The 18,208-nt window shown below is 37.8% G+C and carries 13 protein-coding genes and 1 pseudogene; 1 reads left to right on the top strand and 13 read right to left on the bottom strand.

Annotation, left to right across the window (positions count from 1 at the left end; all coding sequences use genetic code 11):
- Window positions 1-272: 272 nt before the first annotated feature.
- Window positions 273-584, bottom strand: a complete 312-nt coding sequence (locus ABR189_RS15120) for a hypothetical protein (RefSeq protein WP_354661353.1) — start codon at window positions 582-584, stop codon at window positions 273-275.
- Window positions 585-1,760: 1,176 nt separating this feature from the next.
- Between ABR189_RS15120 and ABR189_RS15115 the strand changes: the two genes are divergently transcribed.
- On the top strand, window positions 1,761-3,929 hold the full coding sequence (locus ABR189_RS15115) for a TonB-dependent receptor (protein ID WP_354661352.1): 2,169 nt from the start codon (window positions 1,761-1,763) through the stop codon (window positions 3,927-3,929).
- 170 nt (window positions 3,930-4,099) lie between these two features.
- Here ABR189_RS15115 and ABR189_RS15110 read toward each other — a convergent pair whose 3' ends face one another.
- The 12 genes and pseudogenes from ABR189_RS15110 to ABR189_RS15055 all read right to left on the bottom strand — a co-directional run bounded on the left by ABR189_RS15110 (window position 4,100) and on the right by ABR189_RS15055 (window position 18,162).
- Window positions 4,100-4,681: a hypothetical protein gene (locus tag ABR189_RS15110; RefSeq protein ID WP_354661351.1), complete on the bottom strand. Its 582-nt coding sequence runs from the start codon at window positions 4,679-4,681 to the stop codon at window positions 4,100-4,102.
- Between the two features lie 152 nt (window positions 4,682-4,833).
- A complete protein-coding gene (locus tag ABR189_RS15105) occupies window positions 4,834-5,817 on the bottom strand; it encodes a DUF6371 domain-containing protein (protein ID WP_354663595.1) in 984 nt (327 codons plus the stop codon).
- 165 nt (window positions 5,818-5,982) lie between these two features.
- A pseudogene (locus ABR189_RS15100) lies at window positions 5,983-6,141 on the bottom strand (PG0870-related protein); the annotation flags it as partial.
- Between the two features lie 88 nt (window positions 6,142-6,229).
- Complete coding sequence (locus tag ABR189_RS15095; RefSeq protein WP_354661350.1) at window positions 6,230-7,858, bottom strand: DNA primase family protein; 1,629 nt, start codon at window positions 7,856-7,858, stop codon at window positions 6,230-6,232.
- A gap of 3 nt (window positions 7,859-7,861) precedes the next feature.
- Window positions 7,862-8,158, bottom strand: a complete 297-nt coding sequence (locus ABR189_RS15090) for a helix-turn-helix domain-containing protein (protein WP_354661349.1) — start codon at window positions 8,156-8,158, stop codon at window positions 7,862-7,864.
- 74 nt (window positions 8,159-8,232) lie between these two features.
- Window positions 8,233-9,096 carry a hypothetical protein gene (locus ABR189_RS15085; RefSeq protein ID WP_354661348.1) on the bottom strand — a complete coding sequence of 288 codons (864 nt, stop codon included), beginning with the start codon at window positions 9,094-9,096 and terminating at the stop codon, window positions 8,233-8,235.
- A gap of 88 nt (window positions 9,097-9,184) precedes the next feature.
- Window positions 9,185-10,462 carry a site-specific integrase gene (locus ABR189_RS15080; RefSeq protein ID WP_354661347.1) on the bottom strand — a complete coding sequence of 426 codons (1,278 nt, stop codon included), beginning with the start codon at window positions 10,460-10,462 and terminating at the stop codon, window positions 9,185-9,187.
- A gap of 485 nt (window positions 10,463-10,947) precedes the next feature.
- The gene (locus ABR189_RS15075) at window positions 10,948-13,401 is read right to left on the bottom strand and encodes an HD domain-containing protein (RefSeq protein WP_354661346.1); all 2,454 of its coding nucleotides are present in this window, start codon (window positions 13,399-13,401) and stop codon (window positions 10,948-10,950) included.
- Between the two features lie 11 nt (window positions 13,402-13,412).
- Complete coding sequence (locus ABR189_RS15070) at window positions 13,413-14,057, bottom strand: Shedu anti-phage system protein SduA domain-containing protein (protein WP_354661345.1); 645 nt, start codon at window positions 14,055-14,057, stop codon at window positions 13,413-13,415.
- Between the two features lie 3 nt (window positions 14,058-14,060).
- Window positions 14,061-15,215 carry an RNA/DNA-binding domain-containing protein gene (locus ABR189_RS15065; RefSeq protein WP_354661344.1) on the bottom strand — a complete coding sequence of 385 codons (1,155 nt, stop codon included), beginning with the start codon at window positions 15,213-15,215 and terminating at the stop codon, window positions 14,061-14,063.
- Window positions 15,203-17,857 (bottom strand): TrlF family AAA-like ATPase, encoded by a 2,655-nt coding sequence (locus ABR189_RS15060; RefSeq protein WP_354661343.1) that lies wholly within the window; start codon window positions 17,855-17,857, stop codon window positions 15,203-15,205. Before ABR189_RS15060 ends, ABR189_RS15065 begins: the two co-directional genes overlap by 13 nt.
- Window positions 17,857-18,162, bottom strand: coding sequence for a helix-turn-helix domain-containing protein (locus ABR189_RS15055; protein WP_354661342.1), 306 nt, complete (start codon window positions 18,160-18,162; stop codon window positions 17,857-17,859). The genes ABR189_RS15060 and ABR189_RS15055 overlap by 1 nt, the downstream gene beginning before the upstream one ends.
- Window positions 18,163-18,208 lie beyond the last annotated feature (46 nt).

The following is an 18,208-nucleotide window of genomic DNA, read 5'->3' as shown; positions in this document are numbered from 1 at the left end:
GAATATATTTAAAGCGAAGTTTGACCAGCGTGAACAGCCGGCACTCGAATCACTGTTCTATATGCTGCTCTACTATGAGCATTTGCTTTTGGGCAGCAAATAAAAACGCCCAACCTTAGTAAAGCTAAGATTGGGCGAAGTAAGTTTTCAGTAGTCCCGACAGGGATATTTGCTATTGTCATAATTAATTGATAAATAATAGTTTGTAATGCTGGTTTTAGACTTGGGGTAAGGTTTTGGGGAATTACAATTTAGGGCTCTATCTTTTGTGGCTATTCTTTTTTAGCATCTATTCTGCTATTATCGCCCCCTTTTCTATAACGGCTAAAGTAATCCCAAAGTCCTTTTAATAGTTTGTCATTTAATTGTGCGATTTTTTCTTTATCAGCATTACTAATAGCGGGGATAATTTTATTCTTCCTGGTAGAACTCGGCTTATCAATAGCCCGCATCTTTCTATAAAATGTGGGAACGCTCCAGCTACATTCTTCACAAACAGTATCACGAAACACGATTGTCAATTCGAGAAATTGTTCATGAGAATCTTTAAGGATGTTTGCATCTGTAAGGGGATTAGTACTCATGCTGTAAAAGAATTTAGAAATTAGGAATTTTTATAAAAGCCGAGTACCTGAGCTTTAAGATAAAAAGGCGCAGGACTCAACTTGCTTTGGCCGGAGAGCTTGGCCGCGCCCGGTTACTAACAAGCGAGCCCATGCGCCTACACTAATCCAAAGGATCAGTAGCTACATGAGCATCGCTATTCGCACTCCACGCGCGGCCAAGCTCTATGGAGTGAAAAGGATGGATGCAATGCGATCTATAAGAATAGGGATCGCAAAGCTAATCAATATCATTAATTTTCACACTTAAGGTGTGTGTAAAGAGTTTTTTAAATAGCAATATACATAAAATTTAATAAACCTAACATGTTAGGTTGTTCTTTCGTCAGATAAACGGTTGCTTACACCCAAAATAATTATGGGGAAGCCACACGCAACAGACATAGATTTATATGTAATAAATAGAGTAAAGGAGAAAAGAAAAGAACTTAAGATATCACAGCTTACCTTATCGCAAGGTATAGGTGCAGCGGATAGCTTTGTGTCTAATGTAGAAAGTTCAAAATATAGGACAAAATATAATGTTCGGCATTTGAATGAACTTGCAAAGATATTTAAATGCTCACCAAAGGATTTTTGGCCCAATAATCCTTTATAAAAAATATTCTAAGAAGCCTTATTGAATAGGCAAAATAAGAAAGCCCTAACTTACTATGCATTAGAAAGTAACTACAGAATAATTTTCTATCCCCGATTAAAGCCATTTCTAATAAGTGTAGTATATTGTGCTTATGAAATGGTTTGTCTACCTTTTTTCATGTTATATATTGATTCTGTCTGCTGTTCCCTGTAATACAGATGATGACTGCTGTTTGGATGAAATTAGTATAGCTACCGCGCACAATAAACAAGGAGGAGATGCTGACCACAAACCGGTATGTCCTTGCTCACCATTCTTTGCTTGCAGTATTTGTCATGGGGTTGTAGTACCCAGTATTATTAGTGATGCTCCTGCAATTTGTACGCCTATTTCAAATTTGCAATATTTCTACTCAGAACAATCTTTAAACGACTTCCCTCCCTCTATTTGGCAACCGCCACAGGCAGCCTAAGAACTTTCTTTTATTGTACTGAATGAAATCTAATAAACACTAGGATAGTGTTATTTTTCTATTCTATCATATATATACATTGTTAATGAAAAAAGTGTTAAGTGTAATGCTATTGCTTTGCATAGGAAACTTGTGCATAGCTCAAAATATATTAACTGCTATTATAAAAGATGCAGATTCTAAAGAATCATTATCAGGCGCTACTGTTTTACTAACTGGAACAACAAAAGGTGCTACGGCTGATGAAAGGGGAGTAGTTGTTTTTTCCGGCATTCCTAATGGTAAACAGGTGTTTTCCTTTCGTTCCGTAGGCTATGAGGAACACACAGAAACCTTAACTTTTCCACGTACTAATGATACATTGGTGATCATGTTAGAAGCTGCTAACGAAGGTTTGGAAGAGGTAGTAATATCTTCCACGCGTAGTACCCGGACTATACAGAATATTCCAACTCGTGTAGAGTTTATAGGCGGTGAAGAACTGGAAGAAAAAGGTAATATGAAACCTGGGGATATTCGTATGATGTTAAATGAAAGTACAGGGATACAGACACAGCAGGTATCCGCTACTTCTGCTAATTCAAGTATTCGCATACAAGGGCTTGATGGACGTTATACTCAAATATTGAAAGATGGCTTTCCTATGTATGCTGGATTCTCTGGGGGGCTTGGCCTCCTTCAAACCCCCCCGCTTGATTTAAAACAAGTAGAAGTAATCAAAGGTGCATCTTCTACTTTGTATGGTGGTGGGGCTATTGCCGGATTAGTTAATTTAATCTCTAAAGTGCCCACAGAAGAAAGGGAATTGCGTTTTTTGATTAATGGTACTTCTGCTGGCGGGCTGGATGTTAACGGATTCTATGGCCAAAAATTTGAAAAAATAGGTTTGACAATATTTGCATCCCGTAATAGTAACAAGCCATATGATCCTTCCAGTACGGGATTTACGGCTATTCCTAAAACGGAACGCTACGTATTTAATCCTAAATTGTTCGTTTATTTCAGTCCCAAAACAACGATGAATATCGGAGTTAATACAATCTTTGAGGATCGGATTGGCGGGGATATACAATATATTAAAGGTAAAGGCGATAATATCCATAACTACTTTGAAAAAAATAAAAGTAGCCGGGTTTCCACGCAGTTTTCATTGGAGCATCGATTTAATGATAACAGCAGCTTGACCTTAAAAAATTCTGTTAATAACTTTAATAGAACTATTACCATACCTGATTATACATTTGACGGGAAACAATGGTCTACATATTCAGAAATTACCTACAACCAAAATCGTGAAAAAACAGATTGGGTAGCAGGTTTGAATGCCTATACAGATAATTTTAAGGAATACCCAAAAGACAATTTTTCTAAAAGAAACTACGATCAAAGCACCATTGGTGGGTTTATTCAAAACAATTTGAAAGCTACCAACTGGCTACAAATGGAAACTGGTGTACGGGGCGATTATGTGATAGATTACGGTTTTGTGTTTCTACCTCGTATTTCGGCTCTCTTTAAAATATCTCCAAAGGTTTCTTCCCGGTTAGGTGGTGGTTTTGGCTACAAAACACCTACTATTTTTACAGAAGAAACAGAGCGGATACAGTTTAGATCAGTGCTGCCAATGAGTGTAGATAATAATAAGCTGGAAAAGTCTTACGGTGCCAATTTTGATGTGAATTACCGCACATCTTTGTTTGATAAGATTAGTGTTAGTTTTAACCAGCTTTTCTTTTATACCCGTATAAATAACCCGCTATTAATGGAAAATGTACCCGGAAATCAGTATCAGCTTATAAATGCAGATGGCAACATAAATACAAAAGGATGGGAAACCAATTTAAAATTAGGCTATGGCGATTTCAAACTATTTATAGGCTATACATTCACTGATGCACAACTTAATGAAGGTGGGAGAAAAAGGGAGAACCCTCTAACAGCAAAGCACCGTTTGAATAATGTATTAATGTATGAAATTGAAGATAAATGGAAAATAGGATTAGAGGCATACTATTACAGTAGGCAATCCCTGAATGATGGCACAACGGGAAAACCTTATTGGACATGTGGCTTTATGGCAGAAAAGTTGTGGGAACGTTTTTCATTATTCGTGAATTTTGAGAATTTTACCGATATACGGCAGACAAGATTTGATAGCATTTACACAGGTACCATTACGCATCCTGTATTTAGAGATATATATGCCCCGTTAGATGGATTTGTAGTAAATGGGGGAGTAAAACTAAAATTATAGGGTCGTACTTAATTAACACTTCTTTGCTTATAATACTTTCTAATAGTTACAAGGGCTTGGTCTATAACCAGGCCCTTTATAGCTAAGTAGGATTAACATAATAAATAATGATGCAGATGAAATACTTTAATATATATACTTGATGAACTTAAAAGGATATACCGGTGCCATTATAGATTATTAATAAAATCCATTTCGCTTACTCCTTCCGCTGCTTTTAACTGTAACATAATCTTTAGATACCGCTTTGTTGGCTTACCCTTATAAAACATTCTAAAATGTCTGCTGTACAATTCCTGATACAATTTATCAACACGGAAAGCGGGCCCGTATAATCTTTCTAAATCCCGGTACTTTTTAGACTGTATTTGTTTTTCATAATATCCCTTAATTACTGATCGGTGGAGAAAGTAATTATCATATTGGTATAGCTTACGGCAAAGTTTATTGGTAAATGGGCAATGGAAATACCATACATAACCCTTGCCTAAATTGCTGGCCGCCTTTATAAGGGAAACGTTGTACTTAATAGCTTTGTCTTTGTTAACTGTGTATGATAGGGTTAAATAGGCTTCATTATCATTAATCACCGCAATTATGCCTATACTGCCATTGGGGGTACCGTTCCGGCTCCATGTTAAAGTACCAGTTTTCCAGGTGTTAGGCTCCAGGTACTTCCATTTGCGAAGATCAGTAATAGAAATACTCTTTCTTTCTTCAAATGTAGTTGGATAATTACCTATTCGTGCCATAGTATTTAAATTGTATCAAACCGAAATAATTAGGGAATGTGCCATTTTCATCGTCTTTCCTCACGTAGAATGCTAGCATTTGTTAGTGTAAGGAGCTTGCAACCCCCCGTTTAGTGTCTTATTATGTCATATAAAGCGTGAAATGTCTATTATTATCTAACGTTTAGTAGATGCACCAGACAGTCAATACCATTTAGTTTACCTGACTGAAACACTTTATTAAATGTGTCCTGGATAGCTGTTAGGTAACTATCTATTATAGTGAGTTCACCAGCACCGTTAAATAGAATATCCCCTAAATAACCTTTTTTTAAGGCTAAAGTTATCATGGTGTAGTTTCCGAAACGTTCGCCCAGGTGCGTATTACAAACCAGGTTGGTAACGGTATATACTTGGTCATTCAGGGTTAATAAGTAATCAGGTTGAGGATCTATTTTGAAGGTCTTTTTAATATCCTGAAATAACCTGAAATCAAACCGGGTTAAATAATCCCGGAGGTCAAGCCCTTTTAGTCTTTCTGCTTTGGTTGCGGCCTGTTCCAATAAGTCCGATACTATAAATGTAGTTATGTGCGTAAGCTCTTTTGCTTTCCTGCTCCATAAGTCATACGCTTTGCCATCCTTAGATATGTCCGGGAATAGGTATACTGGTCTACCTTTCAAAACCTTACACCTTTCTACAGTTAGGTAGGAAAGGCTACCGGCTGCCAACCAAATAAATTGTGGTAAATACACACTGGCCACTATAGCCGTGGCCGGAGCTTCTACAATGGCCACCGGTTTAGCCTGGTTACCTTTTAAAAGATGTTCACCAAATAGGCAGCTAACATAATTACCCTGTTTCTGGTAATCTATTAGCCAACCTGGTACCGGTAGCTTTTCCATTTCCTGCTTGTACTTAAATATAGTATGTACCCAGGATGTACAGCTTTTTTGTTCTCCATTAGTATTACTATGTTTGGCAGTATGCCCTGCGCTATCAAATAGCTTTACCTGGCCGGCCCGGATATTACCGTTAATATCAATAAACCAAAATACGGTAGCACCAGGCCAGCGGCTATTTGATGTGCCTAAATGATAGGTAGTAATCAGTTCCTTTGTTTTATCAGTGCCAAATAAGTGGAGCAGATATAGCACAAGTTTGTTTTGCTCATATGCTTTCCTACTTTGCTTTAAAAGGGTAAAAGGTATATAAGTTGGGGATGTTTTAACCTTCGGCTTTATCAACTGATTATTATAAGTAGGGAGTATCCATTTTTGGGCGCTCTTTAACTGTGCTATTGTGCCAACATCAGGCTTTAGGATATACCCGCAGTTTACTTCTCTATCACAACGCCCAAACCGATCTGGTAAGTACTGTTTAGTTTCATTGTGAATGAATCTAACAAAGCGTTTCTTACCACAACCAGGGCAAATATGTTTTTTACTGCCTACCTCTAAAGAATATCTATACTCTACCATAAAAAATAGTTTTTGTTTGAGCCTACATTTGCTACACCTCCTACACCCTGAAAATGATCATTGGTGTAGCAGGTGTAGCTAGTGCAGTTCATAAAACATCTTTTATTTTTTCAATGAAAAGGGCCATTCCATAATTTTTCCTTTCCAGGACAAAGTTTTGATTACGTAGCCGGTCGCTGAATGTTTTTAAAGAACATGCCCGGTAACCACTATCCATACAATAAATCCGGTATTCACTAAAAAGATCTTTTAATGACCTGGTTTCGCATGTGGAAGGCTGGTAATTTTCATCTGTTAAAAACATCTGCACGCTATCAGACTGTTTTTTATACTGTTCTACCTGCAAACGTGCTGCTTCACAGTCGGAAAACTTCTTTTGTTTAATTAGCCGGTGCAGTCCTTCCAATATCCAATTAAACACCCCTGATAGCTCCGTAGCAATGATCTTTTTTGATAGTTCCTTGTCTTGTTCTTGTTCCGGAATAATAATATCAAAGGGAACAATCATAAAGCGGCGGAAATAGGCGTTTGTATGTTCTACATCCCTTGGTAGCTCGTTACAGTTAAATATCAACTTTGCATAATGGGTGAGTGTAAAAGGATCGCCATAAGGTAACCGGGCCTCTACTGGTTCCCCGGACACCAGTTGCTTAAAGATGGCAGTTTCCAGGCTGCCATTTATTTCGCTGGCATAGTTAACCAGCATATTAGCCAGCTTGGCCCGGTAGTAGCCGTTTTCATTGGTTAGGCTCTGTAAAGAGTAGCTACTCACATTCTCCGGCCCTAACAAAGCGTTTACTACCTCAAAGAATACAGATTTACCATTTGCGCCACTACCATACAGTAGCAGCGTTTTTTCTAACTTTAAAGTACCTGGTGGGATAAATACGTAGCCTAAGTACTCGGCTAAAATGTATTGACGTTCCTTGTCGGGCAGTACTTTGTTTAGATAGGCTTCAAACATTGGAGCCCTGGCATTACTATTATATTCAAAAGGTAATTGGTAGGTAATAAAGTCCTCCCTGGAAAACCCTCTTAATTTGGTTCCTTTGGGGGTAATTTCAAAGGTGCCGTTTTGCAGATTCACTAAAACAATATCGGTTGGCCTGTGGGGGGTAGGTAGATTGGCTGCTGCTAAAAACTGCTTATGTAAATAGTCCTTAAATAGATAATACTGGCTTTTGTATTTATCCAGGCCCATTTTTTCACTGGCCATTCCTAAGAAGGTTTTTAATTCCTCTACATCAAGCAAACACCAGTAAGCCCCATTATACAGGTAAATAAAATTATGATTCCGACAAATACCCCACCTGTTTTCAATTGCCAGCCTTAATATTTCCTCAATGGTGATAATCAAATAATGGGGCTGCTTTAGTTTATGCTTGTCAAGCTGGGTCTGTATGTCCTTTATTTGTGTTCTTAGTGCGGCATCATCTTTAAATTGCCCATTTGGCCCAATTAATTGCTTTTCCAGTTCTTCCAATTTATTGCGTTTTCCTTCTATATCAGGAAAAGCCAGTAATTGAAAATCTACCTTTTGTACCTTTTCCAGTAGTTCCGCTAAGACTTCCCCATGTTTCAGGGGAGCACCTATTTTTAGTAAGTCGGTAGTATGGGCAAGGATGGATACAGGTGTTATTGCCGAATTATTGCCGAGTTCAGCAAATAAAAGCTGGTCTTGTTCGGTGAAATCGGGGGTAATATTTTGTTCTTTCATCCTTTACCCCCTTCTTGTTTTAATAGATTTTATTTCATTTAATGCCTGTTCAAGCTCTGCACGTTTATAGCGTACACGCGTACCAATGCGATAACCAACAATTTTACCAGTTTTGGTAAAGTCTGAAAGGGTGGGGAGTGAAATACCGAGGAAAACGGCTGCTTCTTTACGGGTTATTAATTCTGTTTGATTGGGTTGGTTAATACTATCTAACCTCTTAGATAGTTCCATCCTTACAGAATCACAAATAACTGCCTTTAACTGCTCCAAGGGGATGGGCGATAAAATTAAATTTTCCATTGTATCGATTTGATACAAAGTTGCTTCCGCTTTATTCCTTTTACTGTCGGGGAACTCTCGGTTACTCTCGGTTTTTATCTTTTCAACTCATTTCTATGGGGTATTTTTTGGAAACGATCTATAACGGTGGGGTCACTGATGGGGAAACGGTCTTTGTGCAAAAGCTTTCCCAGGCTTTCTTTGGTTGGGTTGTGCCCTGTAAAATTGAACATATTTAATAATTGTTCTGCCGTGCGTTCACCAAATGGTGTGGGCTGCTGTAAATACCCTTTTTCAATCAATAGGTCAACTACAAGGGCAAGATGGGCCGGAGTTCCGCACCAGGTTAGTTTGTTAATAGGCTGACTTTCGTTTAATGGAGGTTTATCAGGTATTACATTGCTGAGAGCTTCAATTTTGGAATTAACGAATCTTATCCTTTCCAAAAGTGCCAAGTTGCTTATTTCATCGTGAAATTTACTAATATCAAACTTGGTTAGATCATCAAAATTAATATGCTTCTTTTCTATCCAATGACATAGCCAACTTTCAAAATGAGTTTCCAAAAAGTTAAATATCGTACTTCTAGAAAACTCTCTTAACTCGCAGGAATAGCCATAACCGTCCCTACTAATCACATTAGCTTTTAAATATTGTAATTCTCTATATAGTACATTTAACTGTCTTTCTGATATAGCAGGTTCAAGCGATAATTTATTTGCCAAATCAATTTCGTAACAGTAAACACTATATTCTAGCTCACTTTTTATATAGAAATCAAGGGCTTTACAGATTTCATCATTAAAGGATTTTGTAGCATAATACATGCTACGCCCTATATTGATTTTTAAATAACCGTGAAAATCATTACCATAAGGTTCATAGGGTGATTTGTTAAATTCTGTAGAGGTAATTAGTTGCTGATCCTTAATTAATTGCTTTAGGGTCTTGTTATTCATCTTTAGGGGCTTAAACAGTGTAGTGACTAAGTAAATACTTGCATAACTTTCATAAATTACTTAACCACTACGCAGTCTATCGGCAATATTACACTACTTTTAATTCCTGCCTTTTATCCCAATGCATTTTTAGTAGCTTGGCATGTTCATCAGGTGTCAGTTTAATGTACCGTAAAAACGCTTTTTCCGTTTTATGGCCAGTTATTGCCATAATGGTAATAACCGGGGTACCTGCAAGGTATTCGTTAGTAGCAAAGCTTCTGCGTGCTGTGTGAGTGCTTATCATAGACCATTTTGGGTAAATTTTGGTGACCTCTTTACCCCCTTTGGTATAGGTTATGGTTACAGGTGACTTCAAAGCCGGTATTAATTCACCTATATCTTTAAGGTAATCATTCATCTTTTGATTACTAATCACCTTTGGTAATGCATAATTGTACTTTTCCCGAATCCCTTGTACTACAGGGTGGACAGGAATTACAACCTTGCTGTCTGTTTTTACTTGCTTTATCTCAATGAATCCATCTTTTATATGCTCAGGGTTTAGTATTGAGTAATCAGAAAAACGTAAACCTGTGTAGCAGCCAATAAGAAATAAGTCCCTTGTTCGGTCTAATTTGACATTTTTTGATAGATCCAGCTCTTCTATTAATTTTAGTTCCTGTTCATTGAGATAAATACTATCTGTTTCTTCACCAGGCTTGAAAAAGTAATTGCTTTTGTAATCATCTGAAACATCTATTTTCCGACTTTGGGCCTCAGCCATCACGGTTTTAATCCGCTTAATATGTGTACCAAGGGTGTTGGTACCAAGTTCTAACTTAATGCTTAGGTATGCCAGGAAGTCACTATGAAATTTAATATCAATGGTGGTAAAGTCTATTAGCCTGGCATACGTTTTTTGAAATTCTTTTAAATGATTAAGGGTTGTTACATATCCTTTGTTTGTGTTTGGAGATGTTTTCTTTTTGGTTTTGGGACTAATCCGCTCGCCTCTTTCTGAGCGGTTATTAAAATCTTCAAAGTAGGAGAAGAAAGTAACCTGCTTAAATTCTGTTTTGCCAGTGGCAATATCCAGCAACATTTTTAATTGTTGGGGAGCAGGGATGCTGTGGTTATTATCATTCCGGTATTTACGGTAAGTACTTTTTATGGTATGGTCTAAAAAATCCAGGCGAGCGTTAAACTCCGGGTATTCGGGGAAATCTTTCGGCATTTTTAGTGCCCGTTGGGTTGCCTTATTCCAGCATACGGTGGGTATTCGCTCTGATAGGTAATACCGTAGTGTTTTGCCTTCATAGCTGATATTGGCAAAAATGGTGCTTTCGGTGTCTTTCGGCCTTTTTAAATAAAATTTGATCTCCATGTTTATAAGGTTAACAGGTTAAAAAAGGAGCATTTGGGGAAAATAGTTAGTTACTGCCGCTGGGAATAGTAATAGAGGCAATGTTTTGTGGGGAATCTCATGGGGAATTTTAGGTAAGGTTTTGGGGACATTTTTGCTTAATTCCCCTTTACCCCTTTTTACCGCTCTTTTCCCTGAAACCCACTGCCAGTAATGAAAAACGCCCAACCTTAGTAAAGCTAAGATTGGGCGAATTAAGTTTTTTGTAGCCCCTAACGAACAAATGTTGAACTTTTTTCTGCAAGATTTGGCTCGTTTAGAGAAGTTGGTAGCCTAAATCGAGGGGAGAAGGAAGGGAGTAATTTTTTGCAAAAAGTATCAAATGGAGATACCTTTCGCCAAATATTACTCTTTCCCTAAACTTATAATCATTTTTATTCATACGGTTTTTACCACAAAATCTATATATAGGTTTGCTAAATTCATAGCCGTTATAGAATGATCAATTAAACCGTGTCTGTTGAAAGCCTACTCAATCCCTCTCCAAATTGAGGGCTTTTGTTGTTGTCCAACAAAATTTTCTTTAATTTATCCCAATAGTTTTTTGAAAGTGTTTCCGACAATTGTTTGCATATCAAATAAGCCAGGTTTTCTTCAAAACTTAACCATTTTTCATCATACAGTATTTCCGTGCGAGCTGAATTCAGATTTAAATCTTTCGTACCTGCTATATCAATAATCAACCGAAGGGGTATTGGCCACTTTATTTGAACCTGCTGATTTCTTGCACTCCAGTAGTCGGGAAAAATGTTAAATGGCACCTCTATTCCATGTAATGCCAGAATAGCTTTTGATGTAGCCAGTCTCGATGATGACGGGCTAAGGTTAGCATTTCCATCTTCATCAATTTCAATTGTCTTAGATTTCTTTTCGATTTCGTTTGTTCCGTACTTTATTGACCGTTCTAAGGTGTAGTCATCACCATCAACATTTACTTCCTTAGCATGTAATTCAATTTCTGAGACAGGTTCACCATGCTCTTCTAATATTGCGACCATTACTTTACCGAAAATGCCATATCCATCATCAGAAATGGTGAAAGTAATTTCTTTGATATTTGGTTCAGCACGCCATGTATAGTCCCTCAGGTCATCAAAGGATAAATTCTTAAACCTTTCACCGTTATGGATATAAGTCTCTGTTGGAGTAATAATCTCAATGGCAAATGGTGGTCTTGGTATTATCTTACAAATAGAATCAATCAAGTCCTTGTCCTTTAAATTTTTCCAGGGGTGTCCTTGTCTTAAGGCCAGTTGAGTTGAAGTCCCGGGTTCAACCATATTACCTTCTCTTACCCAAAAAATACTATCCTGTCCTTCAACAATAATTTCGTAAGCATCGCTGGATTCATATGGGCCTTTTAGCCTTTTTGTATTAACCATCAAATAATCAGAAACCATAAAGCAGGATAATACACCAATTCCAAATCTAGAAATAGGTGTATAATCTAACTCAACTGTTGCTTTTAAATCATAAAATTCTGAGGATTTGTAATAGGATGTTCCAATGCTGGAATAGAACTTATTGATAATGTCCAAATCCATTCCGGTTCCGTTATCGACAATTTGTAAAAAGTCATCACCATCCGTGTAGAATCTAATCTGTATCTTCGGTGCATAGGCATTTTTCCAACTTTTTGCCATTGCTTGCCGAAGCAAACATGCGTCAATAGAATTTTGCAACAGCTCTCTTAATGCGACTTCAGGATGGCCATAGAGTTTTGTGCCCATCAATAAATCTATCACCTGGGTTTTATTAAGTGTAAATTTTGTTTCCTGGTAATTGTAAGCAGGCTTTCCTGTCGGTAGTTTTTTGGCAGGGCCAATTTTACTCCTGTCTACTTTTAATGGCAAGCTGATTTTATAATGTTCAGGAAATGGATTTCTCACTGAGTCGTTCAGCCTGTTGAGAATAGTATTTGCGGCTGCGAGTTCCTTATCTATCTGATCACAGAATTGCCTAATAGATGATTCGATAGCTGGATGCTCGCAACGCGCCTGAAATCTAATATTTATGTTATTGATATCCCATGCGTCTATATTTCTATGTTTTTGCCACTCTCTTATAGATATAGGATTTCGAACAAATAGATGGGAAAACAAAACGGAGGGCGTTCTTTTTCCATCAAAATCAAGGATGTCCGCAAGCCTTAATATCACCCCTATAAAAGGAATGCAAGCATAAGTGCCTGGGCCACAGAGTAACGATGTGTCAAATTCCAACAATGTTGCGGCATCTTCATTATGGCTAAAGCATAATTGAGCAAATTCGTTGGTTAAGTCTATGTCTCTATATTTCACCTTGCCATTCCAATCTTCATCGATAATAGTACGAGCTCTTTCTGCATGTGTGGATCTAATATATTCCGAAATCATATGCTTTTTGAGCAGTTCGACTTTACTCGGCAGACCTTTGGATTTTAGACCTTCAATTTCATCAAGAATTGACGGGAAGCTCTGACAATACTTTTTAAACTCCAGATATTGTTTTGAAGATGTATCTTTTAATAAATCATCATCCCATAGAGAACTCCATATAATGGTATCTTGTTTTGATGCGGCCATTCCAATATCATGAAAGAAAGCGGTCAGAATTAAAAGCATCAACTCAGGAACAGAAAGTGCAGATATTGTAGCAGACGGAATAATCTTTTCCATTAATCTCAACACCCTGAACAAGTGATCCCCATCATGTAGAGTATACTCACCCATATGTAACATGATGGTTTTTGTTCTCTGGTAAGCATAATAAACAGCCTCATCCACTAAAGATATAACATGAGATCCAGCGGGATCTGATGCACATTTAGCTTTTAAAACTTTGTACAATTCACTCGATTCCAATCCTAGCTGCGTTTCCTGACGCCAATCATCGGTGCTTGTTTTATTTTCGATATCCATTAAAGTAAATTTTAAAACATCTTTCTCATTCTATCCATATAGCCATAATCTTTCCAATAGTTTTCAAGTTTGGAGTAGCCAAGCGAAATAGGGTTTTCCTGGAAACTCCAAAGTTCATCTGGATGTTCGCGCAGAATTGTTAGAGGTCTAACAAATACGTCACTCGACCTGATTTCAATATTTGATATTGTATTGTGATGGCTTCTCCATTTCATTGCGGTCTCGATTTTCCAATCATCTGAACTCCCCGCCACTAAAACATATCTAAACCGTCCTACAGCACCAAAAATTCTTTTTTTCTCGGCAGGATATTCATAAAAATATCTATCCCATTCACGTACTTGCTCCAATGCTGCATTGAGTTCCGCAGAGGGCTTCCCCGACGTATTGAATAATCTCATTCTGGGCTTTTCAACTTCAACCAACACCCACTCAGGACTATCGGAGTTGTCATTTAGCCAGGCAAAGTCACATCTCAATTTCGCACCAAACGACAATTCATGAAACAGCGGCTGTATGCCATATTTTCTTGAATACAGTTCATAGAAAAGAAAAGAGTTCCTTTTTAGAACTTCAAGTAATTTAAGCTCGGAGTTTATCTCAAATGCTTCATTAAGCTCCTTTTCTACTGAATCAGCATTCCAGGGCATACCCATACATTAAGGGCGTTTAATGATGACCCTGAATTGTTCAGCCTGTATATCGTTTACAAACTCTATTTCCGGGTATAGTGAAACAGCTCTAGATACTCCTGTTCCTAAACCTTTGTAAGGCAGCACAAATTGTGCAACAGACTGGAGAATGGGGTTTCGTGCAATGGATATACCATTTCTAATATTCTCAACGGTTAAAGAATTAGGTAATTTTCCCGGACTATGAATTTCAACCCTATTCCTGAAAATGAAAATCTTAATTGTTGACTGAATGAAGTAATCCCTATGTATCAGTGCGTTTACCAACAGCTCTTCAAATACCTCATAAGGTATTTCCCATACCGCCGGGCTGTTAAAGGAGGTTCCAGTTTGCTGCTTTCTCATATTTCTATCTACGAACCCGATTGCCTTTTGAAAAACAGTTAGCATATTACCCTCAATAGGTGTTTCACTATCAGCAAAAGTATTGCCGGTAATATCATCTGCATCCACGGATACGCATTGGATGGTAAATTGGGGACGGAAATGCTGCCGGCGGTCGCTAAACAATAGGAGCCCTGCCAGGGTCAATTGCCCTTCAGACAGAAGATTTAAATTTTCAAGAGATTTTGGTAAATCAACACCCATATCTTCAAGACTTCTCCCGTATTTAGTTTGAATAAACTTATTAAACAGGTCAACGTTAACATCAGCGATAGTGCTACCTACAACCGGCAACTCATCTGCGAACATGATTTTGCTGCTTTGTAAAAGCCTGGCGATTTCGTCATTAGACGTTACCCTTCTCTTGTCCGAGCCATTTTTCATGAAAATTGCACCATTTCGATCTTTATAAGGTTTACTGATACCTTCTTTAAGTTCTACGACCACAAGATTATGTTCATTGACCTTTACAGTTTCTGTCTTAATAACTATTGGTGGGAAGACACTCTGAGAAGCTACATTGACCAGTTGCTGGTTTACTGACTGTAACTCCTGGAATGAAAGCCCATTTAAGTCTCCTGTTTTGTCATTAACCCCAATAATTATTTTTCCACCTTCCGTATTTGAAAAGGCTACCATTTCCTGAGCAAGGGAATCGGTATGAGGCAAGCGTTCCTTAAACTGCACGCGAGAGCTTTCTCCTTGCTGGATTAGTTCCAATAATTCTAATGCTTCCATAATTCGTATATCATTTTACGCTGATTAAAGGCTTCTTCGCCGCCTTCCATAATATTTACAATCTTTTTCTGTATAGTGGTATCATCAATACTTCCCTCTATAGTAGAAATGACGCCATTGTTGTAAGAGCAACAAATAGTTTGCTCACAATCACCAAGAACAGGTATATTAGGATTGTGAGTCGCAAATATAAATTGAGTTTTATCCTTCAATTTTCGTAGTTCAGTGATTACGTCAGTATAGATCGTCTGGTTATCCAGGTCGTCCTCCGGCTGGTCAATAATAATTATATCATTTTCCTTTAGAGTCAGAATGAATAAAATAAGAGCTGATGCCCTTTGGCCCAGCGAGTGTTCGTTTAAAGGTCTTTCGTTATAGTAGATCACATATTTGTCCGGTACACGGTAGGTCAGGAATGCATTAATATTGTCCTTGAATTTACCTGTAAAATTTGAAAGGTTATTACCTCCGGATAAAATACCGCTTACTTTGCTACCGTCCACCCTAAGATCATTGTAGACCTCGATCAAATCAGTGTAGTGGTCTGCTATTTCCGATAACGCTGCATCACGTAAACCACTTCCCCGGACACTTGCTCTTATAAATTCTTTGAAACGATCCTTATTACCCTTAAAGTTAACTTCAATTCTTAATTTAGACTGATCGGTATTCAGCTTTTCCACTTCTTGCACTACCATTTGGTATTCGGCATGCCACAGTCCCTTGAGGTCTACAAGTGCTTGTTTTAGCTTTTGCAAAACTTGTTCCCTTCGCTGATCAAGCTTGCCGATTTCTATCAATTTTGCGTTTTGCAGATCGAGATCTTTGGACAGCTTGACATAAGCATCGGCTTCTATATTAGGTAAATTAATTTCCCTTTTTATTTTGGAAAATTCTTCTTTCAACTGATCGTATTGTTCTATAAATCCATCCTTAAGATTATCTATTGAAAGTTTCTCTCTTTTAAGTTCTTCAATGATACCTGAAATCTTCAAGAATGTCTCTTCAAACTTGCTGAACGCCTCATAAACAGAGACAAACAACGCAGGGTTTTCTTTTGACTGATAGTTTTTCTGTGCAGCAAATAATTCCCTGAAATCGTTTACTGTGTCCTGCAAGCCATTGATAACACTGTGCTCAAATTGCAATATCGTATCCAGCCGGTTGTTGTCTTTATCAAACTCGATCTGTTTATTCAGCTTTTTGTCAATTTCATTGTCTTTGAATATTTTCATATTCAATTCAATAGATGCTTTTCTTTCCTCTATCTCCTTTTTCTGAGACAGGGATTTGTTGATACGCTGTACATCTGTTAACAGTGTTGTTACTTCACTATTTTTCTCTTCAACCTTTTGTCTTATAGGTGCCAGTTTGTCCCCCATAAGTTTGGAGATAAGATCTTCGGTTGAAGTTTCACCTCCTATGTCCGACAAATCCTTTTGCCCATAATAAAGTGGTTTATTTAGAATAGCATTTATTTTTAAATTATGCTGTAATTGTCCGTCCTGATATATATTGGTGGATTCTCCCATGATTTTTTCGGCGATAAAAACCTGTCCATATCTATTGATAAGTTCAACTCTTAACTTTCCACCACTGCCCAGAAAATTTTGCACAAGCCGTTCCTTATAATTAGGCTCATGGGAATTAGCTCCCAATGGTATGTCAAGTGCATAACGTATAGTTTCCAGTAGGGATGATTTTCCGCTCCCTCTGATTCCAATAAGATTATTCATAGCCGAACTAAAAGCTAGTTTTCTATCCTGCCATTTGCTGGTGGTAAAACTGATTGATTTTAACCACGCCTTTTCTATATTATGGGGAGTATGGGATACCCTTTCTTCATGATCTAGCAACGCATATTTCAAGGCATCAAAATTAAATGCGCCTATTTTTATGTAAGTTTTCTTGTCTTCGCCATTCTGTTTGTGTGCTTTACCAACATCTTCAACACATTTGCAGTCTGAACCTTCTACAAAAGCCGGCAGTCTTCCAGAAAACCATTGGTTCAGTCCCTGTAGTTGATCATAACTACGGAATTTTTGAAATGCTAAGACAAACTCCCTAAAAAGCTCGCTACCCGCGAATTGCTGTTTTCTTCCCCCGTCCAACTCTTTTAGAAAACCGCTATCCTGATCGACATGAGCCATCACTATAAAAGAGTCCCTGCCTTGTAACTTATGGCTGCTTAGTTTTTGAAGTACGTTTTCAAGACTATAGTTGCAGCGTATGTTTTCATTTTCCCTATTGGCAATACCTTCAAAAGCAGACGTCAAAAACTGGTTTATATAATCTTCCTGACTGGTAATCCAGGATGAATGATCAAATACAATCAGGCAATGAATTCCATTTGCACCATCATTCACAGATAGCTCTACACCCGGTAATATCCAAATATCTTCCTTCCAAGCCTTTTTTCGAAAATTAACAAATTCATCCCGATCAAATTTGTTGTGGTTTGTAACTACCGCAATATGGACGTCTTCCTCTTTGAGCCTTTTAATACACTGATTAAAAAAATCATTGGGATTATCAAGAGGTTTAAACTCCTTGTCCTTGTGCGTATGTAAATGAAAGTCGGCACGAAGCCATGTCGCACCGTTTTCAAATATCATTGGTTTTGACTGTTGTTCCTGATTCATCACTTGTCGAGTTTCTTTTTCAGTATATCAATTTTCTTTTCTGCTGCTTTTAAAGCCTCCTTTGCGACCTCTTCTCCCGCAAGATCAGAAGCTACTTTATCACTCAAATAGGATATCAGGAGTGCCTTCTCATCCAATTTAAGTGCCTTTGCTAGCAATCCGATCTGCTCACGGGTAGGTTTACGTTCTCCTTTCTCAAACTTACTTATCATTGCTGTGTCAGCATTGACAGCAGCGGCTACCTGCCGTAAGAGTAGGTTTTCCGATTCTCTGGCCTCTTTTAGTATTTGCCCTAACGTTTTCAATTTGTCGTATTTGTTCTTGTCAAGATATGCCAAATTTAGTGAACTT

Origin of the sequence: Chitinophaga sp. H8 (assembly GCF_040567655.1) — a bacterium.
Classification (GTDB): domain Bacteria; phylum Bacteroidota; class Bacteroidia; order Chitinophagales; family Chitinophagaceae; genus Chitinophaga; species Chitinophaga defluvii.
This window is presented reverse-complemented; position numbering and strand designations above follow the sequence as displayed.

Excerpts from the sequence above, each read along its gene's own strand:
- ABR189_RS15070 (WP_354661345.1), bottom strand. The coding sequence starts at position 14,057 with ATGGGTATGCCCTGGAATGCTGATTCAGTAGAAAAGGAGCTTAATGAA.
- ABR189_RS15080 (WP_354661347.1), bottom strand. The coding sequence starts at position 10,462 with ATGGAGATCAAATTTTATTTAAAAAGGCCGAAAGACACCGAAAGCACC.
- ABR189_RS15120 (WP_354661353.1), bottom strand. The coding sequence starts at position 584 with ATGAGTACTAATCCCCTTACAGATGCAAACATCCTTAAAGATTCTCAT.
- ABR189_RS15085 (WP_354661348.1), bottom strand. The coding sequence starts at position 9,096 with ATGAATAACAAGACCCTAAAGCAATTAATTAAGGATCAGCAACTAATT.
- ABR189_RS15110 (WP_354661351.1), bottom strand. The coding sequence starts at position 4,681 with ATGGCACGAATAGGTAATTATCCAACTACATTTGAAGAAAGAAAGAGT.
- ABR189_RS15095 (WP_354661350.1), bottom strand. The coding sequence starts at position 7,858 with ATGAAAGAACAAAATATTACCCCCGATTTCACCGAACAAGACCAGCTT.
- ABR189_RS15075 (WP_354661346.1), bottom strand. The coding sequence starts at position 13,401 with ATGGATATCGAAAATAAAACAAGCACCGATGATTGGCGTCAGGAAACG.
- ABR189_RS15115 (WP_354661352.1), top strand. The coding sequence starts at position 1,761 with ATGAAAAAAGTGTTAAGTGTAATGCTATTGCTTTGCATAGGAAACTTG.
- ABR189_RS15060 (WP_354661343.1), bottom strand. The coding sequence starts at position 17,857 with ATGAATCAGGAACAACAGTCAAAACCAATGATATTTGAAAACGGTGCG.
- ABR189_RS15065 (WP_354661344.1), bottom strand. The coding sequence starts at position 15,215 with ATGGAAGCATTAGAATTATTGGAACTAATCCAGCAAGGAGAAAGCTCT.
- ABR189_RS15090 (WP_354661349.1), bottom strand. The coding sequence starts at position 8,158 with ATGGAAAATTTAATTTTATCGCCCATCCCCTTGGAGCAGTTAAAGGCA.